The sequence below is a fragment of the Alkaliphilus hydrothermalis genome (assembly GCF_016908555.1).
GTDB lineage: Bacteria > Bacillota > Clostridia > Peptostreptococcales > Natronincolaceae > Alkaliphilus > Alkaliphilus hydrothermalis.
On the sequence record NZ_JAFBEE010000003.1, the window covers coordinates 172,658 to 198,133 of the forward strand.

General features: G+C 37.4%; 21 protein-coding genes. 6 read left to right on the top strand and 15 right to left on the bottom strand.

Annotation, left to right across the window (positions count from 1 at the left end; all coding sequences use genetic code 11):
• Positions 1 to 86: 86 nt before the first annotated feature.
• The 3 genes from JOC73_RS04025 to JOC73_RS04035 all read right to left on the bottom strand — a co-directional run bounded on the left by JOC73_RS04025 (position 87) and on the right by JOC73_RS04035 (position 2,933).
• Positions 87 to 1,394 (bottom strand): dihydroorotase, encoded by a 1,308-nt coding sequence (locus JOC73_RS04025; protein WP_204400578.1) that lies wholly within the window; start codon positions 1,392 to 1,394, stop codon positions 87 to 89.
• A gap of 268 nt (positions 1,395 to 1,662) precedes the next feature.
• Complete coding sequence (locus tag JOC73_RS04030) at positions 1,663 to 2,385, bottom strand: DUF3784 domain-containing protein (RefSeq protein WP_204400579.1); 723 nt, start codon at positions 2,383 to 2,385, stop codon at positions 1,663 to 1,665.
• Positions 2,386 to 2,558: 173 nt separating this feature from the next.
• A complete protein-coding gene (locus JOC73_RS04035; protein WP_204400580.1) occupies positions 2,559 to 2,933 on the bottom strand; it encodes a DUF3221 domain-containing protein in 375 nt (124 codons plus the stop codon).
• 326 nt (positions 2,934 to 3,259) lie between these two features.
• Between JOC73_RS04035 and JOC73_RS04040 the strand changes: the two genes are divergently transcribed.
• From JOC73_RS04040 to JOC73_RS04060, 5 genes are all read left to right on the top strand, one after another.
• Positions 3,260 to 8,161, top strand: coding sequence for a nucleotidyl transferase family protein (locus JOC73_RS04040; protein ID WP_204400581.1), 4,902 nt, complete (start codon positions 3,260 to 3,262; stop codon positions 8,159 to 8,161).
• 2 nt (positions 8,162 to 8,163) lie between these two features.
• Positions 8,164 to 9,405, top strand: a complete 1,242-nt coding sequence (locus tag JOC73_RS04045) for a lactate/malate family dehydrogenase (protein ID WP_204400582.1) — start codon at positions 8,164 to 8,166, stop codon at positions 9,403 to 9,405.
• Entirely contained in the window at positions 9,402 to 10,457 is a 1,056-nt protein-coding gene (locus tag JOC73_RS04050; protein WP_204400583.1) for a flavodoxin family protein, read from the top strand. Before JOC73_RS04045 ends, JOC73_RS04050 begins: the two co-directional genes overlap by 4 nt.
• Before the next feature lie 53 nt (positions 10,458 to 10,510).
• Positions 10,511 to 10,966 carry a DUF5673 domain-containing protein gene (locus JOC73_RS04055; RefSeq protein WP_204400584.1) on the top strand — a complete coding sequence of 152 codons (456 nt, stop codon included), beginning with the start codon at positions 10,511 to 10,513 and terminating at the stop codon, positions 10,964 to 10,966.
• 171 nt (positions 10,967 to 11,137) lie between these two features.
• The gene (locus tag JOC73_RS04060; RefSeq protein ID WP_204400585.1) at positions 11,138 to 12,376 is read left to right on the top strand and encodes a DUF401 family protein; all 1,239 of its coding nucleotides are present in this window, start codon (positions 11,138 to 11,140) and stop codon (positions 12,374 to 12,376) included.
• 113 nt (positions 12,377 to 12,489) lie between these two features.
• On the opposite strand, the gene JOC73_RS04065 is transcribed toward JOC73_RS04060, so the two are convergent.
• The 5 genes from JOC73_RS04065 to JOC73_RS04085 all read right to left on the bottom strand — a co-directional run bounded on the left by JOC73_RS04065 (position 12,490) and on the right by JOC73_RS04085 (position 17,668).
• Positions 12,490 to 12,774 carry a YuzF family protein gene (locus JOC73_RS04065; protein WP_204400586.1) on the bottom strand — a complete coding sequence of 95 codons (285 nt, stop codon included), beginning with the start codon at positions 12,772 to 12,774 and terminating at the stop codon, positions 12,490 to 12,492.
• 85 nt (positions 12,775 to 12,859) lie between these two features.
• Positions 12,860 to 13,342: a flavodoxin family protein gene (locus JOC73_RS04070; RefSeq protein WP_204400587.1), complete on the bottom strand. Its 483-nt coding sequence runs from the start codon at positions 13,340 to 13,342 to the stop codon at positions 12,860 to 12,862.
• 165 nt (positions 13,343 to 13,507) lie between these two features.
• Positions 13,508 to 14,359: a DegV family protein gene (locus JOC73_RS04075; protein WP_204400588.1), complete on the bottom strand. Its 852-nt coding sequence runs from the start codon at positions 14,357 to 14,359 to the stop codon at positions 13,508 to 13,510.
• Between the two features lie 346 nt (positions 14,360 to 14,705).
• Complete coding sequence (locus tag JOC73_RS04080; protein ID WP_204400589.1) at positions 14,706 to 16,307, bottom strand: NAD(P)/FAD-dependent oxidoreductase; 1,602 nt, start codon at positions 16,305 to 16,307, stop codon at positions 14,706 to 14,708.
• A 119-nt stretch (positions 16,308 to 16,426) separates the two neighbouring features.
• A complete protein-coding gene (locus tag JOC73_RS04085; protein ID WP_204400590.1) occupies positions 16,427 to 17,668 on the bottom strand; it encodes a BaiN/RdsA family NAD(P)/FAD-dependent oxidoreductase in 1,242 nt (413 codons plus the stop codon).
• A gap of 462 nt (positions 17,669 to 18,130) precedes the next feature.
• On the opposite strand from JOC73_RS04085, the gene JOC73_RS04090 reads away from it, so the two are divergent.
• Positions 18,131 to 19,405: a GGDEF domain-containing protein gene (locus JOC73_RS04090; RefSeq protein WP_204400591.1), complete on the top strand. Its 1,275-nt coding sequence runs from the start codon at positions 18,131 to 18,133 to the stop codon at positions 19,403 to 19,405.
• 109 nt (positions 19,406 to 19,514) lie between these two features.
• On the opposite strand, the gene JOC73_RS04095 is transcribed toward JOC73_RS04090, so the two are convergent.
• The 7 genes from JOC73_RS04095 to JOC73_RS04125 form a co-directional block, all read right to left on the bottom strand.
• A complete protein-coding gene (locus JOC73_RS04095; RefSeq protein ID WP_204400592.1) occupies positions 19,515 to 20,429 on the bottom strand; it encodes a hypothetical protein in 915 nt (304 codons plus the stop codon).
• On the bottom strand, positions 20,423 to 20,926 hold the full coding sequence (locus JOC73_RS04100) for a hypothetical protein (protein ID WP_204400593.1): 504 nt from the start codon (positions 20,924 to 20,926) through the stop codon (positions 20,423 to 20,425). The genes JOC73_RS04095 and JOC73_RS04100 overlap by 7 nt, the downstream gene beginning before the upstream one ends.
• On the bottom strand, positions 20,916 to 21,452 hold the full coding sequence (locus JOC73_RS04105) for a hypothetical protein (protein ID WP_204400594.1): 537 nt from the start codon (positions 21,450 to 21,452) through the stop codon (positions 20,916 to 20,918). The genes JOC73_RS04100 and JOC73_RS04105 overlap by 11 nt, the downstream gene beginning before the upstream one ends.
• Positions 21,439 to 22,002: an RNA polymerase sigma factor gene (locus JOC73_RS04110; RefSeq protein ID WP_204400595.1), complete on the bottom strand. Its 564-nt coding sequence runs from the start codon at positions 22,000 to 22,002 to the stop codon at positions 21,439 to 21,441. The genes JOC73_RS04105 and JOC73_RS04110 overlap by 14 nt, the downstream gene beginning before the upstream one ends.
• Positions 22,003 to 22,343: 341 nt before the next feature.
• Positions 22,344 to 22,493 (bottom strand): hypothetical protein, encoded by a 150-nt coding sequence (locus JOC73_RS04115; protein ID WP_204400596.1) that lies wholly within the window; start codon positions 22,491 to 22,493, stop codon positions 22,344 to 22,346.
• Between the two features lie 37 nt (positions 22,494 to 22,530).
• The gene (locus JOC73_RS04120) at positions 22,531 to 23,862 is read right to left on the bottom strand and encodes a helix-turn-helix domain-containing protein (protein WP_204400597.1); all 1,332 of its coding nucleotides are present in this window, start codon (positions 23,860 to 23,862) and stop codon (positions 22,531 to 22,533) included.
• A 434-nt stretch (positions 23,863 to 24,296) separates the two neighbouring features.
• Positions 24,297 to 25,289, bottom strand: coding sequence for a pyridoxal-phosphate-dependent aminotransferase family protein (locus tag JOC73_RS04125; RefSeq protein WP_330613099.1), 993 nt, complete (start codon positions 25,287 to 25,289; stop codon positions 24,297 to 24,299).
• Positions 25,290 to 25,476: the final 187 nt, after the last annotated feature.

Below are 25,476 nucleotides of genomic sequence, written 5' to 3' on the forward strand. Positions count from 1 at the left end.
TGTTTTTTCTGTTGTAGTATTTTAGTTGTTTTACTTGTTGTTTTACTTGTTGTTTTAGCTGCTTATATTCGACTATCGAATTATTGTTATAATCTTACTTTAATTTCTTCAACCAATTCCCCGTCTTCCACCACAATTCTTCCCGCTACTATGGTATGGGTCACCTTTCCCTTTACCTCTTTACCGTGGAAGGGGCTATTTTTCCCCTTTGAAGCAAGTCTATTGACATCTATTTGGTATTCTTCCTCTGGGTCAATGATGGCAATATCAGCCCTTTGGCCAATCTTTATGCTACCACCCATTAACCCCAAGACCTTAGCAGGATTTGTACTCATTTTTTCGATTAATTCCATAGGAGTCAAGATTCCCTTTTCCACCAGCTCCGTCACCCCTAGGGCTACTGCCGTCTCTAAGCCTACTATTCCAAAGGGGGCTTTTTCAAATCCTACTGCTTTTTCATCGGCATGATGGGGGGCATGATCTGTAGCAATCACATCTATACTACCATCCTTCAGCCCTTGAATGATTTCCTCCAGATCCTCCTGTCCTCTAAGGGGTGGATTCATCTTTGTATTGGGATCTTTTCCTACTACTGCTTTCTCCGTCAAGGTAAAGTGGTGGGGGCATACCTCTGCCGTCACCCTTTCCCCCTTTAATTTAGCAGTTCTAATAATTCCTACTGCTCCTTTTGTGCTTACATGGCACAGGTGAAGTCTTGCACAGGTTTCTTTAGCTAGGTTGATATCCCTTAGGGTAATGATCTCTTCTGCTTCTGGCGGAATCCCCTTTAGTCCTAGCTCATCAGCCAATAGTCCTTGGTGCATTACCCCATCTGCCGCCAATTCATGATCTTCACAGTGGGAGAAAATCGGTAGGTCTAGCTTTGCAGCCTCCACCATTGCCTCCCTTAGTAGTTTTTTGTTCATGACAGTTTTTCCATCTTCACTGATGCCACAAACCCCTGCTTGTTTCATTTCTTGAATGTTAATCAATTCCTTACCCTGTTGTCCCTTAGTAATGCTCCCAATTGGGAGGACATTGACAACACCCGCCTCTACTGATTTCCTTTGGATATATTCTACGACCTCTACACTGTCAATCACAGGGTTGGTATTGGGCATACAACAAATGGTGGTGAACCCTCCCAGAGCTGCACTACAACTTCCTGTCAAGATGTCTTCCTTATGTTGAAATCCTGGTTCTCTTAAATGTACATGGAGGTCGATCAAACCCGGTACTACCCACTTTCCAGTGGCATTGATCTCTTTTCCGTCTACTACTTCAAGGTTTTTACCGATGGCTTTAATTTTCCCATCTTCTATTAGTAAATCCATTACTAAGTCTGTTTTAGTGGCAGGGTCAATCACTCTTCCATTTTTAATTAATGTTTTCACTGAAATTCCTCCCTTTTCTTATTCCACAATTTTAACGATGTTGGTCTACAGGAACGATTTTAGACATAATAAAAAGAGCAACAAAAAGGAGAACTCAGTCTCTTTTTCATTGCTCTGGGTATATTAATTAGTATATAAATTTGTACGACAAAAAATCCATTGAACTTTTTCATAGCTCTCATTCCTTTCTGGCCTCTCTGGACCAATTTAAAGGTAGACTCACATTCTTAAGTTATCTTAGCATAGCTGATGATATTTGTCAAAGGGATTATGTAGACAGCATTTCAAAAGTCCTCTGGGTATCCTCTGGCTTCTTAAAGTTTATTAGAACAAATTTCCCATCCTTATACCTTATTAGTATATATGGTCCTCTCTTGGATTCTAAATAAATCATACCGCTACCCCATTCCTCCAGTTGAAAGTTCCCCTTGAGGATATTCCCAAAATCAAAACCATTTACTTTTCTTTCGATTTCTGGGATTTCGTCAATCAATTCCATTGAAATGATTTCCTTCTCTGCTATCGTCGTACCATACATACCTGTTATTTGCAAAGCCCCTCCCTCTAGCACCACTTCACTAGGGAGAACGCCATAAATCATTAGTCCTGAAGACAGTAGAATAATTGGTATAAAGATAAGTATCCCTGTAACCACAGTACTTTTTTTCATTTGCTGTTGTCCTTCTTGCCCTTTGCTTTGGAACCGTTGGCCTTTGACCACCATATAGATGGTAATGCCGATAACTACGATCCAAGTTAAGTCCCCCACTAGTTTGTATCCTAGTGTTCTTAAGATGACTCCTAAAAGCATGACACAACTTAAGAGATACATCATATTCCCCATAAAAATTCCTAAACCTTCAATATCCACCTTTTCCTTTTCTTTCTTAGATGCAGTATTATAACCAGCGATCAACCAATAGCATTTGAAGTGTTTTATAAGTATCGCCAATACAAAGAATAGTACTGCTATTAGTGCTACAATCCACATATCCTCTCCTCCTTAAATCTAATGGGCATCCGCTTTCTCTATGAGTTTTCCATCCCTGTATATAAAATCCTTCACATGCTTCTTCATTTCTTCCTCCGTCATACCTGGCCTTCCCCCACCTGCTTCTATGATCCACTGATTATTCTCCTGCTTCAGCCTAGCATAGGTGGTTCCTAGGTTTGATTTAAAACTTTTACTCTCTTTCCTTTCGCTTGGACTGGATATGATTCTGCAACGTCTCCTTCGAACCAAACCTCCACTGTCTTTCCTACCCAAAGATCATCAACTGATAATCCTTGTTGCTCTTCACCAACAATATTGGTATCTTGAACTATGCTAATATAGGCCTGATCGTAGGAGGTACCCTCCTCCAGTTCACCCTTTACGAATATTCTACCTACTCCACCAGCTTGATTTTTTTCAACAGCTATTATGACCCCTCTTATGTCCGGTCCTCCAATAGCTTCCTCTGTCGTCTCATCACCACATCCAACCAGTGTCAGCAACATCATCACTACCATTAATAATGCCGTTAACTTTTTAGTCATCATAAGCACCTCCTTTTATTTGACTAATTTAAAATTAATAATGTTCCATTTTCTTGAACTTTTTTGCAATATGAAAATTTTCGGGATACAATATAGTAAATGAATAAGATACATAAATTAGCTTTGGGAATAATATTTAAGCAATTTGTTTTGGTGCATTACAAATTTGTTGGGTATTAAGGATATAATGATTAATATATTACTTTATACACTACCCTCTAAATTTATTCTTATTCATCTAGTCTAAATTTTGCGATACTGCTTTAATGTAAAGTAACTCATAACAAATATTTTCTAAATATATTTTGGGAAGGGGATTTATTCATATGGTTACCGCAAGACGATTATATCAGAGTATTTGTGGTGAATTACTTCACCCAGAGTTCCTGGAGAATACTCAGATAAAAGGGCCTTTTATAAAAGAAATAATCGAAGCACCTGAGTTCATTAACCAAATCTCATATATTGTCACCAATAGGGACTATAGCTGTGGGGCTGTGCTTCACCTATGTAAACAGTTCCTCCACAAGCTATGGGGAGACGAAATGCCTCCTGATCCCCTCTTTTATATCTATCAATTTACCCTAAGCAAATCCTTTCCTCAATCGGTGGAAATCGACCTAAGACAGGAATGGACTAAAGGATGCCTCCTCTATTTGCAGGTTCTTCGGGTGGTGGCACAGTTAGAGATGGAGAGCGATGGAGATACAATCCTCCAACAGAAGCCCCTACGTTTTCTAACTAATGAGGAAGAGTCCTACTACAAAGTCTCAGAGGAGTATCGACACTTTAAATGGGCTTTTTATCAAGAATATATCTATGAAATGATGAAGCTGAATCAAGAGGTATTGAACCACAATACCCTAGACCATATCTCAGGTGTTCATCATTTAGCCCTTTTTATCGGAAAACAATTATTTGACGCAGGGGTTCCTGTTGACCTTGGAAGGGTTTCCGGAGCAGCAGCAGGGCATGATCTAGGTAAATTTGGATGTAAAAGCTGGGAAGGCAAACGGGTTGCCTATCTCCACTACTATTATACAGACCTATGGTTTAAGAATCACGGAATCACCTTTATTGGGCATATTGCTTTAAATCATTCTGTTTGGGATTTAGAATTGGAAAATCTCTCTATAGAATCCCTCATATTAATTTATTCCGATTTTCGTGTGAAGAATGACTTTAATGAAAAAGCAAATAAATATGAAATGACCTTCTTCTCCCTCAAGGATTCCTTTCAAGTGATCTTGGATAAACTAGATAACCTTGATGCTACAAAGGAAAGAAGGTATACCCGTGTTTATTCAAAACTAAAGGATTTCGAAGATTACCTATTAAACCTTAATATTGAAACAAATCCTGATTTACCAGCTACCATTTCTCCAAAATTGGAGAAAAAATATTTCTCCTTAATGAAGGGAAAGGAAGTAACTGAAAATCTCAAGTACCTTGCCATCCGACATAACATCCTTTTGATGTATCATTTTAGAAATGAAAGCTCTCTAAATGAAATCTTAGAAATGGCCAGAAGCGAAGAAGATCCGAGGAATTTAAGGGCTTATTTAGATGTTTTTCATGAGTATTGTACATATCTAACCCAAAAACAAAAGATTATCACCCTCAGATTCTTATATGAAAAATTAGTTCATTCTGAGGAGGATATTCGTCGCCATAGTGCTGAAGTAATGGGCAACCTGATTATTTTATTTGATGAAGATTATCGGAAGGAAATTCCCCAGGGAGTAACCTTAGCCCCTGCTGCCTTCACCAGTTGTAGTCTATTGGAGGAATACATTGACCTGTTCATCAATCCACCCCATCAGATTATTCCCCTCCATCGCCAATGGATGGGCTATAGCATGAAGGTATTGATTACTTACATATTTTCTATGTGTACCAATAGACAAATTCAACAATACAAAAATGTTGTACTAAAGTATTATTCTTCAAAGACTTTTTACGAAACAAACATTAACATTTATCTATTGGATATTATCAAATACATCCCCCTAGAGGATGATACCGAATCCCTCACAATTATTTGTGATTATCTTTCCAATAGTCTTAGGAGTAACAATCAAGATTTAAAGGTGGCTTCATTGGATGCCATAGACTATTTGGTAAGACATTTAAAGGATCATCGGGAATTGATTAAAAGAATTGAAGATATTCTCCTACAATATAAGGACGTAGGATTTCCAGCAGAAAATTATCTACAACTACGGATTTCCAAGAGTCTTTCCATGGATGAAGAAATCAGTCAGCACTACCACCAGCTCTGCCAGAAGGATATGGAGAGCATTTCGGATCTATTCTTAAGCAATCTGAAAACTGCCACCAGTTGGGTGACAAAGAAGGTACAAGTAAAAATGCTGTTGGAGTATTTCCTAGAGAATGGAAATGTCACTGGACTTTATACTGCTATGCATTTTTGTAATCTCTTAAAGGTTAGTGCCGTAGAAAGCGTCCGCAATGGGGCAGGGAGGGCCTTGGTAAAGCTTTTTCCCCACCTACCTGTTGAGCAACGAAACGATATTGCCATTGAACTTTTGAGGGGATTGGAAATTGAAGGGTATCAATTTACAAAGTATATTCCTATCTATTTAGGTAAAGTTCTTCTTTATCTAAGACCCTATGAGCTGGATGAAGTTATTGATGATTTGGAGGAAAAGATTCGCCAATCCAATAACCAAACCAAATCCCTGCTATTAAGGACCATTGGTATTATCATCTCGGGCTATGATGAATATGCCGAGCGATTTCAAGAGGATGAAAACGCCTTTGCTAAGAGACAAACTAAGCTTCTTGGTATTCTCATTAATGGTCTTGTCCATGACGATTTACAAATTCGTCAAATCTCCTTTACCGTTATTGGTAAGGAGCTGTTTGGTTCCAAAATATTAACTAAAGCAGAGAAATATTTTATATTTAAAACCATCAGTAAAAAACTCCTGACACTACTGGCAGAGGGAGAAGAAAGCCAACTGCTTTTCCTATCCAATGCAGCTGGTCTGAATTATATTTATCGTTTTATCACTGACTATGTATTTGAGCACGGAGAAATTCAGCTTCCTATTCCTTCAAATGTGGCATTTTTCCCTGGAACCTTTGATCCCTTTACCCTTGGTCACAAGGAGATTTCAAAGGCAATCCGGGATGAAGGCTTTGAGGTATTTCTAGCGGTGGATGAGTTTTCTTGGTCTAAAAGGACGCAACCAAATTTAATCAGAAGAAATATTATTAATAAATCTATCGCCGACGAAATGAACATTTTTCTATATCCAGAGGATTTTCCTACTAACATTGGAAATCCTAAGGATTTGAAGCAGCTTAAAGAAATCTTCAACAACGAAGATGTGTATATTGTTGTGGGTAGTGATGTGGTGATGAATGCCTCTGCTTATCACTCTACTTCACAGGAGAACACGATCCACCATTTCCCCCATATTATCTTTGAACGTCGGGAGAATGGTCATGAATATGACCCAGATAAATTACAAGAATCCTTGAAGCAAATCCTCGCTCCAGTGGTGAACTTGACTTTGCCACCCCGATATGAGGATATTAGTTCTACTCAAATTCGAAACTATATTGATGAAGGACGAGATATTTCTAAGCTGATGGACCCACTGGCTCAAAAGTATATTTATAAAAATAATCTATACAAGAAGGAACCCCAGTATAAGTCGGTAATCCAGACCATATCTATAGATGTTGAAGTAATAGAAGATTATCAAGAGGATTTAATTTATATGGTGGCATCCTCCTTTCATCAAGAGGTGGAGGAAGTTGCCAATAGACTAAAGAAGCTTTGTCAAGATTTCAACGGTAGGATGGTTATCATTAAGGATATCAATAACGCTAATAATCTTCTGGCTTATTCCATTTTCCATTGGATTCCCTCCGATCGGATTTATCAAGAATTTCAAGATAGTAAGATTACAGAACTGATTCGAAGCAAATCTACGGGGCGAATTATTTCCCTTGACGGCTTTTTCATTAAGGAATATGCTCATTTGCGTAACCTATACCAAATTATCTTAACGGAGACCCTTACCTATTGTCTCAGAAAGGACTTTAGCTATGGCATCTATAGAAACAATATTGATGATATAGTTTCTGAGGAGCTTATGGAACTGATTAGACTTCATGGATTCCTTCCTGTTCCTACGGTTCACGAGGATCATCCAATCATGGCGGTGGATTTAACTAATCCATGTACCTTAAATCTTGATTTAGAAACCGTCATCAAAGAGCCCTTTAGAAGTAATGGTATGGTGAAGGAAGTCATTGGCAGTACCCGTAAAAATCTCCAAGAGGCTCTGACAAAGCTATACCCTGGAAATTTAGTTCTATCCTTTGATAGGAGTATCATTGATGAAACGCTAGTACGGAAAATATGTAGGGAAAATGGTGTGCCTCCTCTCCCTACTCAACCAAGAAAACTGGGGGATCTAATGTGTGTTCCCTTTGGTAATATTCTAAATAGAGCCATTGTCCCCAACACCGTCACCAAATCCCTCCATACGGAGAAATTATTCTATCCCTATATGAAGGGCTTCACCATCGGTTCCTATCCCTTCTACTTGGATTTGATTAATCAAGTAAAGATGATTCGTTCCTTTAATCGCCCTGTTATCCTAGTGGATGACTTATTAAATAAGGGTTATCGTATCAAAGCCCTAGACCCCCTATTTAAAACCCAAGGGGTTAATGTTCAGAAAACAATTGTGGGAATCCTTTCGGGGCGAGGCAAGGAACTAATGGAAATTCAAAATAGAGAAGTGGAATGCGCATACTTTATGCCAAAGCTTAATCTTTGGTTTAATGAAAATTTAATGTATCCCTTTATTGGTGGAGATACCCTATGGCGGGGAGTTTATCCAGAAGAGAATTTACTACCTTCTATTAACTTGATCCTCCCCTATACTTCTCCCTATTATATTAGAGGGGTTTCAAACCATCTGATCCACAATTTATCGGAGGTATCTATAAGAAATTCCATTGAAATCTTAAGGGTATTGGAGATTGAATATCAAAAGGTTAATGAGCGTAAATTAACCTTAGCTTCTTTGAATGAGGTGTTTTTATATCCTCGATGCCCCGATCATGGGGAGAATATTTATTATGATTTGAGCCTAAGTCCATCCCACTATCTAAAGAATGACTTAGAGCTACTAAATCGACTAGAATCCAGTATCATCACCAGCGAAACAAGGAGGGATTAATTTTGAAATATTATCGTCTGAAGGACAAGATTCTTTTTTCTCTAGAGAACTATCCCAATCTAACTAAAATTACCGAGGAAGAAGCACAATCCACCAGTGGCTTGATATATTTCCTTAAACATAATGACAATATTCCCACCCGTAGAAGCTTTTGCCTTGCCCACCCTCAAATGATTTATTCCCATAGGGAGGATTTAAGCCTTCTACAAAGGGAGCAGACCAACACCGTTGGTCTTCCCCAATGGGTTTTTGATAAGATACAGAAACGGGAGGTCATGGCAATCAATACAGCATTTAAGAGCTGGCAGGAGCCTCTGTTTAATGTCCCCCCTAAAAAATGGCGGGTCAATATCGCTGGATTGGGGGATGTTGGGGGGACCCTATTGATTGGACTTAGACTCCTTGGTGGAGACATTATCGACTCCATCGGGATCTATGACCGGGATCTAAAAAAACTCCAACGTTGGGAACAGGAAATCAATCAAATCAATGGCTACAACACCCCTAACCTACCAGATGTAAGAATCCTCAAAGAAGATGAGGTCTTTGATTGTGATGCCTTTGTATTTTGTATCGCTGCCCATGTCCCCGAGGTGGGAAAAGAATCTGGGGATGTTCGAATGGTTCAGTTGGAGGCAAATTCTAAAATCATTGGTGCCTATGGAACATTAGCTCGACAGGCTGAATTTAAGGGGATTTTTGCTGTGGTGTCAGACCCAGTTGACCTCTTGTGTAAGGCTGTGTACTTAGCCAGTAACACCAATGAAGAGGGACAGCAGGACGAAAAAGGATTAGCCCCCGAACAAGTACGGGGCTATGGCCTTGGGGTAATGAATGCCCGTGCCCTATATTATGCAAATAAAAGGACTGATACAAAAAACTATGTCACTGAAGGTCGGGCCTTTGGTCCCCATGGGGCAGGATTGATCATTGCCAATAGTATCGAAAATTATCATCAGGAGCTATCTTTATACTTAACAGAAAAGGCTAGAACAGCCAACCTTGAGGTGAGGGAAACTGGCTACAAGCCCTATATTGCCCCTGCCCTTTCCTCTGGGACTTTGTCTATTTTGGATACCCTCAGGGGAGAATGGCATTATAGTGCCACCTATATGGGGGGAGTCTACATGGGAGCAAAGAATCGACTGCTGCCCTCTGGTACTGAGGTGGAAATCCTTGATCTTCCCCCTCAACTAATGGAACGACTACAGGCAACCTATGATGAATTGAGGGATCTCCTATGATCTATGTCATCATGCCCAGCGAACCTTCTCAACAACTGATGAAGATGGTGGAGGCGGCTACTAAAGAAGAAGTGACTTATGTGATCAAATCAGAGGATCACCTTCCTAATCTTCAAAATAAAAAGATTCTTTTTGCCGTTGAATTAGGGGAGTTCGGTGCTGATCTTCCCCTCCTACAATTACTATCTGTCCTTCATCAAAGGGGGAATGATTCCCTCAAGTCTTCTGTAGGGGCATTGGTGGTACATAGTGATACGGAGTTATTTACTAAAAGCGCTTCTGCTGAAATCATTTTTCGGGCAAATCAAATGGGCTGTGGCTTTATAGGGCATCCTTTGGTGGAGGCTACAGGCAGTATGCGAAATTTCAAAACGTGGCAAAAGACACTCGATTTATCCCTTGAAGAGATTTCCCTGAGGTTATCTTCCCAGTTGGGGCTAAGGCTTAGGGAATACTCCCACAAGCAAGTGAGGGACCCTAAAATTGCTGTCCTTCATTCCAGCTCCCGTGCTACCTCCAACACCCTTAGTCTGTGGTCTATGATATCAAAGGGATTAAAGAATCCTAGGGTGCAGGAACTCTATATCCGTAATGGTTCTGTCTTTGATTGCTATGGATGTTCCTACAAGACCTGTATGAAATTCAGTGAGCAAAGTAGTTGCTTTTATGGGGGAGTGATGACGGAGGATATTTTACCTGCGATAGAGGAGTCCGATTCCCTTGTCTGGATTTGTCCTAACTATAATGACTCTATTTCTTCAAATTTGATGGCGGTAATCAATCGCTTGACCACCCTCTATCGAAGAATGAATTTCTACGATAAGTCTATTTTTTCTGTCATTGTATCGGGTAATTCCGGTAGTGACTCTATTGCCCGACAGTTGATTGATGCCCTTAATATCAATAAAGGTTTTTATCTTCCCCCCTATTTTTCCATCATGGCCATAGCCAATGATAAGGGGAGTATATGGAAGATTCCTCAGATTGAGAGAAGAGCATTTGATTTTGGGGAGCATATTAGTAGTACTATAAGGGCTAGGGATATAGAATAAAAAAGTCATAAAACCCATAACTATTTAAAACTCTTTGTAAATGAGGTGATTATTTGATAAACCTATTAATTTTTATATTTATATTAATTTGTAGTTTAATATATAACTGGATTAATTACCGAAAACTTAGAGGGACTCTAACATCCACCAGGCTTAGTATTCTTCCGTTAGCTTTAGGATGTATAATTCTTTCTACTGCCAGTTTTAAACATTTTTACAATATTCAAGGTATTATCATTTTACCATTAGAGCTTATACTTGGTGCGTTATTAATTTATCGAGGTTTTAATAAATTGATCGTTGGTGAAAATGGTGTTTATATCGAAGGTGTTTTTTTCCATTGGGATGAGATCAAGAACTTTCATTGGGATTTTGAAAATAATAAAAAATTAATATTATTGGTTAAGGTAAGGAAGTTATATTTAATTGGGCGTAAAAAGATATCATACAATGTATCTGAAAAGGATGTATATAAAATAAATTCAGTATTAAAGGAGCATGTTAATTAAAAAATTACAATTAAACTCTTAGCCAAGAAAACGATAATTCTAAAAATGTCCTGACCTCAACAAGAGGTCTTTTTCATTTTCTTAAAGGGGACTTTTTATTGTATTCATCTTTAGAAATATGTTATATTTATTTAGTAAATCAAAATATTTCATAGAGAAGGTGTCTATCAAATGCTAATTCTATCTTTGTTTCTTTCTATCCTAGTCACTTTATTCATGGTGAATAAAAAGGTAAATATCGGCTATTCCTTAATTACTGGATCTATTCTACTTGCTTTATTAAACGGCAGAGGGATTTCCCGCATTTATCAACTATTTATCCAAACCATCACAGAATCCACCACCATTGCACTGGCGATTACTATTGGATTAATTACAGTACTTGCCTACTTGATGGAAAAATACCTAATATTAGACCGTATGATTGTAGCCCTTGAAAAAATCCTAAGAAGCACTAAGGCAACAATCTTGATCGCTCCAGCCCTTATGGGTACCCTACTGGTATCTGGTGGTGCATTGATGTCTTGTCCGATCGTAGGAAGCTTAGGGGATCGACTTTCTATTCCTAACGATAAAAAAGCCACCATTAATCTTATATTTAGACATGCCCTGTACTTTGTGTTTCCTCTTTCTCCAACGATTCTATTGGCGGCAGAAATCGGAAATTTTGAATTATGGGATTTCATAAAACTTCAATTCCCCATCGCCTTAGCCCTTTATATTTTCGGATACTTTTATTTATTAAGGGGCTTAAAAGACCCCAAAACTGAAAAAATAAGCGTTGGGCAATATTTCAGTGCCATCAAAGAATTTGTTCTATATTCTTCTCCAATCATGATCAGTTTGTTTGGGGTTGTACTATTTCAACTACCCTTCTATATCTCCTTGATTGCGGGTATTTTAGCCAGTATCTTAATTAATCAATATGATACAAGACAGGATGAAAAATACGCCCTAAAAGAAAACGTGTTTAAAACAATCTATAAGGGAATCAAATTCCCTATGATTATTGCAATTGTTGGAATTATGCTCTACAAAAATACCGTTAATGATGTTGATGAAATCATCATTTTCTTAAATAACCTTTTAGATCAAGGAATGCCTATAGAGTTATTGATTCTTATGTCTACGGCAATCATTTGTTTTCCATTGGCATCCACAAACCCTGGGATTGCGATTTTGTTCCCAATGATTTTACCTTTAGCACCAAACTATGAGACGAAGCTTTTATACGCGATGTTTATCTATACCAGCTCCTTCTTATTTTATTATATTTCTCCTCTACATCTATGTCAGGTTCTTACTTTAGAGTATTTTGAGGTGAAGTTGAAGTCCTTATATAAAAATTATTTGTATTTACTACCAATTACCTACGGGGTAATGGTGATGGTGTATTTTGTGATGAAGTAGTTTTAAGAAAGAAGTTTTATGTTTGAAGCATTTGATAGTCTTTTTACCAACTTACCAAAAAGAAAAAACCACAACAATCGTCATGGATTGTTGTGGTTTTATGCTAGGTGTGATTAATCTGGCATGATAGATACAATTTGCTGTATTCTTACAAAGAATGTTGCACCATTATTTCCTGTCTGGACAACAATATGATCTGGCTGTACGTCTGCAAGTATCCCCTGTAAATTCCCTCTAACTGTTTCAATAACAACAGATTGACCGATAACAGTCTTTAGAGTTTCTATCACACAAGGATCTACTAATGCAGTATAATAAATCATCATTTTATTATAATAATTATAGTTATTATAATCATTGTATGGCATCATTGGATTTTGACATGGTTGATGATACATTATTCCACCCCCGAAATTTATTTTGTTGCATTACATAATATTAAGTATGTGGGGGGATTGTGACAGCTATGATTCATCCATCTATCTAATATTTCTTAGCCCACTCCTTCGCCCTCAATTGGCTTTCTTGCTTACTCAATGTTAATGGATTTTTAAAACCAATCTCTCCAATGATTTCATTACCTTCTAGCTGATTTCTATAATTAATAAAAAGCTTTCCCTCTTGACCACCATAGCACCCGAATAGGCCAATCTTTTTACCAATTATTTGGTGATTATTGAAAAAGGTATTAAAGGCAGGGGCATAGCTACCAGCCCAAACAGGACTTCCCATATAAATAACGTCATAATCTTCAATCTTTACATTAACGGGTTGTAGCTCTGGTCTTTCCTTGAACATCACCTGTTTTCCTCCCCAGACAAACCTCATAAAGCCTGTAGGAGATACGTCTTTAATGGGTTTTAGCTCCAATAAATCTGCCCCTGTTTCCGATGCTATTGCTTCTGCAATTAACTTTGTGTTCCCCTCTAGAGAGTAGTACACTACTAACTTTTTTAAATTTTCCATAATCTCTTCCTCCTTTAATTGTCTTAGGTGATTGAGGTTTAACAATATCATTCTCACATTGCAACAGGTAGTAGTCTTTTAAAAAAACCAGCGGTCACGCATCTAAATAATATGCGAGAATGCTGGTCTTTCTCAATACGGCAGAAAACAATATGTTTCCGACAGCTATTCAGTATATTCCGATATTACAACCCCCATCAATCCAGGTCCTGTGTGAACCACCATCACAGGGCTAACTTGGGTAAAGACTGTATGTTTTACATTCTTTAATTCTTTTATTCTTTCTAATAATGAATGGGCTTCTTCATAGGCATTCCCGTGGGCTACTGCAACATTAACCATTTTATCACGGGCTTTCTCTTTAACTAAATTATATATTTCTTGAAGTGATTTATTTCTACCCCTTACCTTTTTATATGTATAGTAGATTCCCTCCTCAGTAATTGAAATAATAGGTTTTATACTCAATAGCTCACCTATAGTTCCCTCTACTTTACCTATTCGACCACCCTTTTTAAGATATTCTAGGGTCTTTACAACAAAATATACTTCTGTCTTTTTAATGGTTTCTTTAATTATTTGTACCGTCTTTACAAAGTCATTTGATTTTTGCAACTCCTTAGCCCCCTCCAGTACCGGAAAACCTAATCCCATAGTAAGGGCTTTTGAGTCAATAATTTCAATAACCAAATTCTTAAAATCGGAGGCAACATTTTGAATCATGTTCATGGTTCCACTTAAACCTGAAGATATCGTGGTAACGATTACATGAGTATAACCTTCATCCTCCAGCTGCTTAAAAAGATTGATTGTATCCTCTGGAGAAGGTAAGGAAGTGGTTGGAATATCTTTATCAAATCTTGCATAAATTTCTTCTGGCGTAATTTCTACTCGATCCCTATACTCTTCCTCCTCCGAGTATACAACCCTCAGGGGGAGTATCTTTATATTATATTTTTTTACGTCCTCTTCTATTAGGTCACTGGTAGAATCTGCAACAATGGCAATTTTCGTCATAGTATTCCGCTCCTCCTTATTTGTTAATAAAATTATATCTAGTACAATTGTATATCCTTTCTATAGGGCTTTATTCAGTATATCATCAAAAATATGGGACATTTATTAGCATTTTTTACAATTTGTTTTTACTAATATACCATTATTTCATAAAAAATTCAATTCCCACATCATCCTCTACATCAACAATCTTATAACCAGCATAAAAAACCCTCCTAATCTTCGAGATTAATTATAACTTAGATATACGATTTAGTCTTAACTCCGCCCTTATTGATTCTTCATCAGTCTCCAACGCCTGCAATTTTATCTATAAATCAGCCTTTAATATATTCTTTTATTAAATTTAACATTTCAAAGGAGCATAATTCTGGGCAATGGCCTCAGCCACCTTCACACCATCGACAGCAGCAGAAATAATTCCCCCTGCATAGCCTGCCCCTTCACCTGATGGATATAGTCCTTGTATATTTCCTTCACAGGATTCATTTCTGAGAATTCTAATTGGTGAAGAACTTCGAGTCTCCACCCCCGTCATAACAGCATCCTCCATTGCGAATCCCTTGAGCTTGCGATCTAGTTCTACAATGGCTTCCTTCATGGTTTCTGTCACAAACTCCGGTAAGCACTCCCTTAAGTCTGTTAACTTCACTCCGGGAGTATAGGAGGGCTTCACTTCTCCTAATTCTGTAGATGGTGTATCTATTAGAAAATCCTTCACTAGCTGGGCTGGTGCATAATGGGTGGAGCCCCCTGCTTCAAAGGCCTTTTTTTCCCATTTTTGTTGGAAATGTACCCCTGCCAAAGGATGATCACTGTCAAAATCATCTGGACCAACGCCTACCAATAAGGCACTATTGGCATTTACTAAATCCCTCGCATAATAACTCATACCATTGGTGACTACCCCACCCTCTTCCGAAGAAGATGCCACCACTTGCCCCCCTGGACACATGCAGAAGGTATAGGCAGACCGCCCATTCTTAGCATGATAGGACAACTTATAATCGGCAGCCCCTAGGTTTGGATTCTCTGCTGCACTGCCATATTGACTTTTATTGATGAGGGTTTGGGGATGCTCAATTCTCACCCCAATAGAAAAAGCCTTTTGTTGGATATAGGTGCCCCTTTGGTGTAGCATTTTAAAGGTATCCCTTGCACTATGACCTACAGCCATTACTGCCACCTCAGTAGGGATGACTTCTCCGCCATTTACCTCTACCCCTTTTATCTTGCCATTCTCTATGATGATATCTGTCGCTTTACTACCAAAACGAACTTCTCCTCCTAGGCTTTTGATTGTCTCCCGAAGATTTTTAACTACTCTTCTTAGATGATCTGTCCCTACATGGGGTTTGCTATAGTAGATGATTTCCTCTGGTGCTCCAGCCACCACCAATTCCTCAAGGATTTTTCTACATCTGGTATCCTTTATCTGGGTAGTTAGTTTACCATCGGAGAAGGTCCCTGCTCCCCCCTCACCAAATTGAACGTTTGACTCTGGGTTGAGCTTGCCGGTCCTCCAAAATAAATCAACATCCTTACTTCTCTCTTCTACTGCTTTTCCCCGTTCCAGTACAATAGGACAATAGCCCATCTGTGCTAAAATTAGCCCAGCAAAAAGTCCTGCTGGCCCTGACCCCACTACTACTGGAGGGTGAGATAACTTTTGATTGCCTGTCTTTACATATTGATAGGATATGTCGGGAGTTTGCATAACATGGGGGTCTTTTGATCTCAATGCAAATACCTTTTCTTCGTTCTTAACCTCCACATCCACTGTATACACAAACTGAATGTTGTCCTTTCTTCTGGCATCAACGGATTTTTTAAAGATTGTATAGGCTATTAAATCAGAATCTTTAATCTTTAGTTTATTAACAATACTACTCTTTAAACAATCTAAACCCTGATTTATAGAAACTTTGATTTCTGATATTCGTAACATTCTTAACATCCTTTCTGAAACAGCTATGTGATTCATCTACTAATCTATATTGGCTTGACATATATTGTATCTATCGACTTTAATTAAATGGAGTATACAATAGCCTTTTTAACTTTTGCTTACATCCCTACACTGGCATGATCTCCAGCAATAAATCCAGAGGACCAAGCCCATTGCAGATTAAATCCCCCACAGTCCCCATCAATATCCAATAGTTCTCCAACTATGTAAAGTCCTGATACTAGTTTCGACTCCATCGTTTTAGGATCAATATCCCCCACATCAACCCCACCTGCCGTCACCTGAGCATGATCCCAAGCCTGTGTATCAGTAATCTCCGCCCGCCAGTCCTTTAGTTGAGCGACAATCTTCTTTATTTCCTTGCTGCCCACTTCCCTAGCAGGTTTTGAAATTTGTTGTATCCCTGCTTCCTTCAGTACTACAGGTATCAGTTTTTTATTTATTAAACCAACAAAGCTAAAATCTAGAGACCTTTCTGGTTGATAGGCTAGTCTTAATTGTAGTATTTCTTCTAATTCTTCACTGGTGAGTTGAGGAAACATATCTACATGGACTAAAGGTTTTTTCTGCTTTTCCAACATTTCAGAGGCACTTCGGCTCAATTGTAGAATAGGGGGACCAGATATCCCATAATCTGTCCATAGGATTTCTCCACCTTCTACCCTCAGGGTATTGCCCCCCACTGATATGGCCGCCTGCCCTATAAATTTAACTCCCTTTATTTGCTTTAGATAGTTAGCCTTTAGTTTTAGCTGTATTAAAGCTGGGAATACTGGATTAATCTTATGTCCTAAATCCTCAGCCAACTGATATCCACTTCCATTGGAACCTAGCTTTGGACTGGCTTTTCCTCCTGTGGCAAGAATCACCTTGTCCCCCTTTAGGGTTTTGCCGTCGGAAAGGATTACTTGAAAGGCATCTTTTACTTTCTTAATTTTAATTACCTCTACCTCACAATACTCTTTTACCTCCAGTTTCTCCAACTCATATCGCATAACATCCAATACGCTGGAGGCTTGGTCGGAATAGGGATAGACCTTCCCTTCATCCTCTACCTTACACTTTACCCCAAGAAATTCAAAGAAATCCATTGTCTGCTGTACGTCAAATTGACCTAATGCCCCAAAAGCAAATTTTGGATTGTTTCCATGGAATCTTTTTATGTTTGTATTTGTATTGGTGAGATTACATCTACCGTTTCCTGTGGCTAATATTTTCTTTCCTACTCGATTCATTCTCTCTAGGATGGTTACTTCTCCACCGTTTCTGGCGGCTGCTATTGCAGCAATCAGTCCAGCAGCACCACCACCTATAATTAAAATCTTTCTTTTGCTTTCCATTTACAGACTCCTCTATCTAGATTTTCTAACATTTAATTTATATATAATTCTAACCTGTTACCATTGTATCATTTTATGCTATCTATGGTATAATGACAAGTTTTATCCATTGTATAGTCTTTCCATTTAGTGCCTTGATTATAGCATTTCTATGACACAGGTCATTTTCAGCCACCTCTCCATCCTTTTTTAACTCTTATTTATAACGAATAGGAAAGTCTACTTTGAATTAACATAGAATAGAGCTTTTTCGCAAATGAGTTTCAACATAAGTCATCAATTAAATCTTCCAAAGGAAGACTTTGTTCTTACCTAATCTTTTCTATATAAAATCGACTATTCCTCTTTTCCCCCTTAGCCCTTTTAGTCTATTAAATAATAGGACCATCCATGTTATAATTAAAACATAGTTGCATTTCTCTATGTTTTTATTTGTCTTACATAACGAAAGGATGAAATACATTGAATCGCTTACTCAGACTTTTACTCAGTTTAATCCTTCCTACAATTTTTGTAGTGGCATCAGTTTTTCTTTACTTTTGGTTTGATTTTTCAACCTTTTCTCAGAAACTAGTGTTAAACTTCCTCCCCTATGGGATTTTCATTATTAGCATGATTCTATCTTTGCAATTTAATAGAAGCAGAATATTTTTTATTCTTTTAACAGCTCTTTTGAGTCTGATTACAATTCAATACCTTTTTAAGGATAGCACAATAGACTATAGCTATACTACTATGCTGTATCTTTTAATTGGGATTCTTTTCCCACTGAATTTATTGATCTTTTCTTTACTAAAGGAGAGGGGCTTCTTCACAGCTTGGGGACTTACTCGATTTATAGTTATCGCAGGAGAATTCTTTTACATAAGTTCTATTTTAGTTACTCCTGGTCACAAAGCGCTTGATTTCCTTTACAGAGAATATTTATGGGCTCCTTTTCCAATAAAGTTGTTTCCTCAATTGGTGGGACTAGTGTTGGGAATCAGCTTAATTTTAATACTAACAAAGATGTATTTTTCTCCCTCCTACTCTGATAGTAGCTTCATTATGGGGATGGTTATAGCCACGTTTATTCTATTATTGAAACAAACAAATGCACTACTAATTCTTTTTTCTACCTTTGGAATACTATTGACCATCAGCATTATTCGAGACTCCTACCGTATGTCTTACCTTGATGAATTGACGGGCCTACCGGGTAGGCGGGCATTAAAGGAGGATATGATGAAGCTTAGTGGTAAATATACTGTAGCCATGTTGGATATCGATTTCTTTAAAAAGTTTAATGATAAACATGGCCACGATATCGGGGATGAGGTGTTAAAAATGGTTGCCTCCACCTTAGGTGACGTAACTGGTGGTGGAAAAGCCTTTCGATACGGCGGAGAGGAATTTACAATTCTCTTTCCTGGTAAGGCTTCATCTGATGCCCTGCCTCATTTAGAGAGTCTTCGAGAAGAGGTGGCTAATAGAACCTTTACTGTAAGAAGTAAGGATCGTCCAAGAAAAAAGCCCACCAGTGGTGGGAAAACGACATCAGCTAAAAAAAGTACACCAACAAGAAGGTCTACTTCATCTCAAAAGTCCTCTTCTCCTTCTAAAAAACTCAAAGTGACCATTAGCATTGGGGTTGCAGGTAGAACAAAGGAGACTAAATCCCCAATGGAGGTAATGAAGAATGCCGACAAAGCCCTTTATCGTGCTAAAAAGAAGGGAAGGAATTGTGTTAGTAAATAACTTAAATATTAACAAAATCAAAAGCAGTCTCCTATATGAATAGAGGACTGCTTTTGCTATAAATAAATCTAATCAGAAAACTCATAAATAACTGTATATTATACTATAACTATAACTCCATTGCTTCAACTCTTGCCTTTAAAATAGTCAGCTTGTGTTCCTCTGTTCCAAAAGTAGTCTTTCCTATCGAGTAACCTGATTCCTGCTCTTTTATTTCCCAATTTACATTCCCCTGTAATTCGTGGCGATGGTCTGTAGCAACTTCAAGAATGAAATTTGAATCAGCACCTCCATTCACCACAACAGAATTAATACCGTTCATCGTCCAATTGCCCTTAACCGCATCACCATTAATGGTAATGTTAGAGTAATAATGATTACTTCCCTTTAATTCAACATCCACACCTGCTGGAATAAAGATTTGATAGTTTAATTGAGTTACTCCTGTCTTGATATCCTGTCTTCTTTCAAATGTAGGGAACTGTAAATATAGAGTTTCCTCCACTTGATTAGCATAGATCTGTTTTCCTTCGACAATTGCCTGTGCAGCTTCTATGGACTCTGTAAAAACCTCTCCAGCTCCTTGATAAATTACATTTTTACCTTCTGTTTTATTTACCTCTAAAGTTGCTCTATTTGGAGTATTGATGACTATTTTCTTAATACTTTCATCTATACTTATTTCCTTTTGAGGAATCATTACCGAGAAGTCTCGGCTACTAATATTAACAGAAACTTGTTCTGCAATTCCTGTTGATGTAATTGCATAAAAGATACCACTGGATACAAAGATGACCATAATCATAAATATACTGAAAAAGTCGTACTTAATCTTTGGTTGATCCTCTTGAGCACGGTATACATACAATAGAATTTCTCCACCAATGATAACTAGTATTATAGGCCACCACTTAAATAGCTGGTCTATAATACCATAGCCTCCTAATAGTGCAACTAATAGGATTACTCCTAAAGCAATAAGGGATATCCCCATGGACAATGTTCCAACCCTCATCCTTACCATTTTTTCTCCCCCTCTTCCTCTTTAATACCGGATTTCAATAGCATTACACCTCCGCCGATTAATAATAACGATACAAAGCCCATATAAAGATATTCCCTCACCCTATATCCAAATTCAATGAGAACAATAGGCATTAGTATTCTCTCTAATATCATTAATACACCTAAGCCAATTAAACAATAGGCGATGGCTTTATTCTTTACGCTAAAGCCATGGTGTTTACCATAATACCAATCTAACACCCAATCAAAAATAGCTATATTACGATCGATTAATTCATCGTGTCCATTGATTTTCCTAAGCCCATCAAAGAAGGCATAGAACCAAATAATGGGTAAAATAAACATTAACCCACTGATTCTGATAAGTTCCGTCACAAACATCGGTAAAAGGAACAGTGCCATTAATTGAACCCCCTGTTTCTTTAAACCTAAGTATAGATGGGCGGCACCAGGAAAAAAGCAAAGTAGCGTACCAAAAAATCGATTAATTTTCATTTTCTTCACTCCCTTGTTTATCTTTAATAGAATCTAATGTTTCCAATGTTGTATCCATCCACCTCTGGGACCAACCTACTGGGACTAATTTCTCCACATTTTTTGTGGAGGTAACTATCTCATTGGTGGCCCTTGGGATTCCACTGGCGATTACATTGAAAAAACCACTATACATTAAAACCATTGTTATGGAGGCTGCTACAGTATAGTATTTAAACACTTCTCTTCTTTTTAGCTTGAGCTGATTCTTCGATGAGGTATTAAGTTGAATAATATTAGATATTTTCTCATCTCTTTCCTTAGGCCTATTATTTGTGCTATCTTCTAACTGTATTTTACAAATAACCTGATCTGTAAAATCCTGTGATAGTATTCCTTGAGGGATATCTGAGGCCTCTAATAAAGATAGGTAGGTATTCATACAGTCATCACATGAATATAAATGTTCCTCCATAACAACTGCCTCTGTCTCATCCAATTGTACAAAAATATATTGATTCCATTTCTCTTTACTATAGTGTTGCATCATATCCCTCCTCTCTCCAGGCTTCCCTCAATAGATTTTTCCCCCGATATAGCCTTGATTCCACTGTTCTAACACTGATACCCTCCAGTTCAGCAATCTCCTTGTAGCTCATGGATTGCAGAAAATATTTTTCTAGCACACCACCATACTTGTGGGGCAACTGCTGTAGGGTCATCTTCAATTTTTTTACTTCTTCTTCCTTTAGAATTCTTTCCTCAGGGGAGGGCTCTGTTAAAGAACTGGTGCTCTCTTGATTTTGCATATAGACCAACAGACCTTCTCCCTCCCGATGTCTTTTTCGATTCCAATCGATTGCCTTATGGACAGCAATCTTCCCGATCCACCCCTTAAAGCCCTGCCCTTGATAATTTTGTAGGGAACTATAGACCTTTAGGAAGGTTTCTTGTGCTATGTTTTCAGCCTCCTGTTGATTCTTAGTGATATTCAGTATAATTGCAAACACATATTTTTTATATCCATCAACAATTTCTCGAAAGGCTGCCTCATCCCCCCTAGTAGCCCTTTTGATTAATAATGCCTCCTGTTCCATAGCTCCCCTCCCTTCTCTACATAAATAAAGACGATGTGATTTTAAACAACCCTGCAAAAACTGTAGAAAGTTTTTTTGAAATTTTTATTATTACTAATAGTATACGACTTTTAGGGCATATTTCCTTTTTGTAAAAAAGAAAAAAACCTTATCATTTTTATGATAAAGTTTTTTCTTTGTTTTAAAATACTTTTTCAGCACCTCATATATTATAGGAGTTTTGCTTGCCAGATTCTTTTCGTTGAGACTACTGTATTAGTATTTTAATACAAGTTATACTTGCACAGCTTTCCTAATTCCAGTGTTATCCGATTATCATTAAATGTCATAGTTTTTTGTACTTAACTTGCTACTGGATTAGGTTCTTGGTTAGTAGAGTAGCTATCCGAATAAAAACCAGTCGAATTATTACTACTGTCTACCAAGTTAAGATTGCCCAACAAAATTGTTAGCGTTATTACTACTGCAAACAAAATTTTAGATCTTTTCATAGTTTTTCCTCCTTATTCAATATTGATGAAAACTGTACTAATCCCTTAAGTAATTCTTTTGACGGATTTTAGAGGTGTATTCTTTTGCAATATTTCCTTCCCCTAGTCCAGTGTAGACATCTATGTAATAGCTGTATAAATCATTTAATAGTGATTTTACAGCAAGCTCCTGTACTGTCTTATCTACTTCCTTCAACTGTTGAAGGGCAGTTTCATAGTCCTCCAGTTTAATGAATAACTCTACAAAGGTAAATTGTAGTTCAATCATCAAATGTTTCTGCGAAACCATCTTTGCTAATTTTAGACCTCTTTCTAAACAGATTAATACATTTTCATATTCCTCTGTTAAATTATAACACGTAGCTTGATATAGATACAATGCTGGTAAATAATTTAGATTTACATCATCCTTTAAATAAAATGCTTTTTGGAGGTAATCAAGGGCAATTTCTTTATTCCCCTGGTTACGGTGCAGTAAAGCATAGTTTTCATATAATAGAAATAAAGTCTCATCGTCTAGTCTCCTAGCTTCTGGTATTAGGGTCTGATAGACTTCCTCTGCCTTTTTCCAGTTTTCTAAATCTCTGTAGGTATTGGCTTCAATTAGTGTTACCCTATTTTTATAGATGTTAAATAAAGGGTCCTCCCAATTTAGATTTTTAAATAATCTTACATGAGCTAAAGCCAAATCATAACGCTTTATATTTTTATAACAGATGATTTGATTTAGCAGTGCTTCAGTCTTTATTCTATCTTTATTGGTAGTTGAATGGTACATGGCTGTATCAAATGCCTTCACATAATGAACAATGGCGCTATCCATCATCATCTGCATTTGATATGTTCTACCTAGTAAGTTATATATTCGTGCGATTTGTCCGTAGTTTTGCTCTCTGATGCTATAATTCATTACATCTAAATAATCTTCTACAGCTTCTTTATATTGATAGTTGTCATAGTAGAAATTTCCCCTTAAAATTTTTAATTCCATGTACTCCTCTTTGAATTTCCATTTCTGGGTTAAATCAATTACTTTTTCAAAGGTATTGTTTACTAACACCTCATCTGCTCTACGGGAATTAATAGCTCTCTTTAAGTGGTCCAAATCTTTTGCTATATCTGCCTTTATTTGATCTCTTTCTGTTTCCATTAAAAACTCAGGTGTAATTTCCATATCCATATTTTTATAATACCTATTCAGTACTTCTGCTATAATCTCAGCAGTTTGTAGAGTCAAGGAACGTTTTCCTTTCTCTATCATACTGATCAAGCTTTTTGAAACAGCCTCACTGGTAAGATCTGCTTGTTTTAAACCTAGTTCCAATCTTAGCTTTTTTATTTTTTCTCCTGCACTCAATACCTTTTTCATTAGTTTTTAAGCCCCTTCCTCCCCTAACTTGTTTCATATATATAAGTTAACTGAATCAGTCGACATTTTCCCCTCTTATGTAATCCCTCTAGTTGAAAGTGTTTCAAGCTCTCTTTGCTATTATAATAGTAACTTAATCTATGTATTATTTCAATTCTTTTTTTTGTAAAATTCAGGCTTTAAACCCTGCAAATGCGTTAATTTTTTATACATGGTTAATTCTATGTTGTGATTCTTAATAGTACTTAAACCTAAATACAAATTGAAATAGTGGATTAAACAGGACACATATATATAACAATTTCGTAAACTAGCATTGAGCTTTTCGCAGTTAATTTCAATTAAATAAAAACCAACTAGATTTATTTCTCTAGTTGGTTCTCGATATTATTTAATACATAATTATTTTATGTTTGCTTATAGAAAATAACAAGCTATTTCATTTCCCTAAGAAAAATTTCATGAAGTTGCCCCTCAAGTCTCACCTTATGATTGATAAGTACTTTTGATAAAGCCTTTAAAGTTAAGTATAATTTTTCTTCGTAACAGTTCTCCCCCATGTGACCAATTCTAAATACTTGATCCTTTAAGTATCCAAAGGCTCCACCAATTAAGATATGCTGTTGTTGAAGCATTTCGTCATAAATCTCTTTAAATGTGATTCCTGATGGAATCTTTACAGTAGTGACCGTATTTGAATAGTGGTCTTGGGGATAAAGACTCAAGCCAGCCTTTATTAAACTCTGTCTAGTTGCCTCTGCTATTTTTTTGTGTCTAAGGATTGGGTTTTCCTCCTGCAACCAATTGTCTACTGCTGCCCTTAACCCAAAGATATCGCTAACGGGTTGAGTATAGGGAAACCATTTTTCTTGATACCAGTTCTTCCAATAGGATAGATTGCTATAATACCCTACAATTGGAGTTTCTCTATTTAATATCTTATTCCAAGCTATTTTGCTGACACTTAAAAAAGTCAATCCTGGAGGTGCAGAAAGACACTTTTGAGATCCTCCCAGCACCATGTCTATTTTCCATTCATCCGTCTTTAAAGTCTCTCCACCAATTGCAGATACAGAATCCACTACGGTAATAATGCCATATGAATTAAGCAGGGGGCAAATGATTTCTATGGGATTTGTAATTCCCGACGGTGTTTCGCAATGAACCAGAGTCGCCACTTTGAAATCGTGATCCTTCTCTAAAAATCCCTTTAATTTATCTATATCTATTCCCTTTTGATAATCTGAATCAAAGCTTACCACATTGCCCCCATACATTTTAGCAAAGTCAATAAATCCATTACCAAATATGCCATTGTCTAAGCATAAAACCCGATCCCCAGCTTCTATTAATGAAGCACAGGCAGCTTCTAGCCCTAAAATCCCTTCACCACTTAAAATCAGTACATCATTTTTTGTATTTGACACTCCCCATACCTGAAGGAAGGGGATTCTTGAATGATTAAACACCAGTCTATTTCTAGTAGGCGAGTATGACCTCAAGTTCGGGGTATGCCATCACCCCTCCTAGGGCAGTACATATAGTACCCTAGGCTGATAGACTGTTACCATCTATCACAGGTGCATTCATTATATTTATAGCACCCACTCTGTC

Excerpts from the sequence above, each read along its gene's own strand:
- JOC73_RS04105 (WP_204400594.1), bottom strand. The coding sequence starts at position 21,452 with ATGCAACACTATAGTAAAGAGAAATGGAATCAATATATTTTTGTACAA.
- JOC73_RS04030 (WP_204400579.1), bottom strand. The coding sequence starts at position 2,385 with ATGTGGATTGTAGCACTAATAGCAGTACTATTCTTTGTATTGGCGATA.
- JOC73_RS04060 (WP_204400585.1), top strand. The coding sequence starts at position 11,138 with ATGCTAATTCTATCTTTGTTTCTTTCTATCCTAGTCACTTTATTCATG.
- JOC73_RS04070 (WP_204400587.1), bottom strand. The coding sequence starts at position 13,342 with ATGGAAAATTTAAAAAAGTTAGTAGTGTACTACTCTCTAGAGGGGAAC.
- JOC73_RS04085 (WP_204400590.1), bottom strand. The coding sequence starts at position 17,668 with ATGGAAAGCAAAAGAAAGATTTTAATTATAGGTGGTGGTGCTGCTGGA.
- JOC73_RS04050 (WP_204400583.1), top strand. The coding sequence starts at position 9,402 with ATGATCTATGTCATCATGCCCAGCGAACCTTCTCAACAACTGATGAAG.
- JOC73_RS04095 (WP_204400592.1), bottom strand. The coding sequence starts at position 20,429 with ATGGTAAGGATGAGGGTTGGAACATTGTCCATGGGGATATCCCTTATT.
- JOC73_RS04100 (WP_204400593.1), bottom strand. The coding sequence starts at position 20,926 with ATGAAAATTAATCGATTTTTTGGTACGCTACTTTGCTTTTTTCCTGGT.
- JOC73_RS04040 (WP_204400581.1), top strand. The coding sequence starts at position 3,260 with ATGGTTACCGCAAGACGATTATATCAGAGTATTTGTGGTGAATTACTT.
- JOC73_RS04110 (WP_204400595.1), bottom strand. The coding sequence starts at position 22,002 with ATGGAACAGGAGGCATTATTAATCAAAAGGGCTACTAGGGGGGATGAG.
- JOC73_RS04120 (WP_204400597.1), bottom strand. The coding sequence starts at position 23,862 with ATGAAAAAGGTATTGAGTGCAGGAGAAAAAATAAAAAAGCTAAGATTG.
- JOC73_RS04035 (WP_204400580.1), bottom strand. The coding sequence starts at position 2,933 with ATGACTAAAAAGTTAACGGCATTATTAATGGTAGTGATGATGTTGCTG.
- JOC73_RS04115 (WP_204400596.1), bottom strand. The coding sequence starts at position 22,493 with ATGAAAAGATCTAAAATTTTGTTTGCAGTAGTAATAACGCTAACAATT.
- JOC73_RS04075 (WP_204400588.1), bottom strand. The coding sequence starts at position 14,359 with ATGACGAAAATTGCCATTGTTGCAGATTCTACCAGTGACCTAATAGAA.
- JOC73_RS04080 (WP_204400589.1), bottom strand. The coding sequence starts at position 16,307 with ATGTTACGAATATCAGAAATCAAAGTTTCTATAAATCAGGGTTTAGAT.
- JOC73_RS04065 (WP_204400586.1), bottom strand. The coding sequence starts at position 12,774 with ATGTATCATCAACCATGTCAAAATCCAATGATGCCATACAATGATTAT.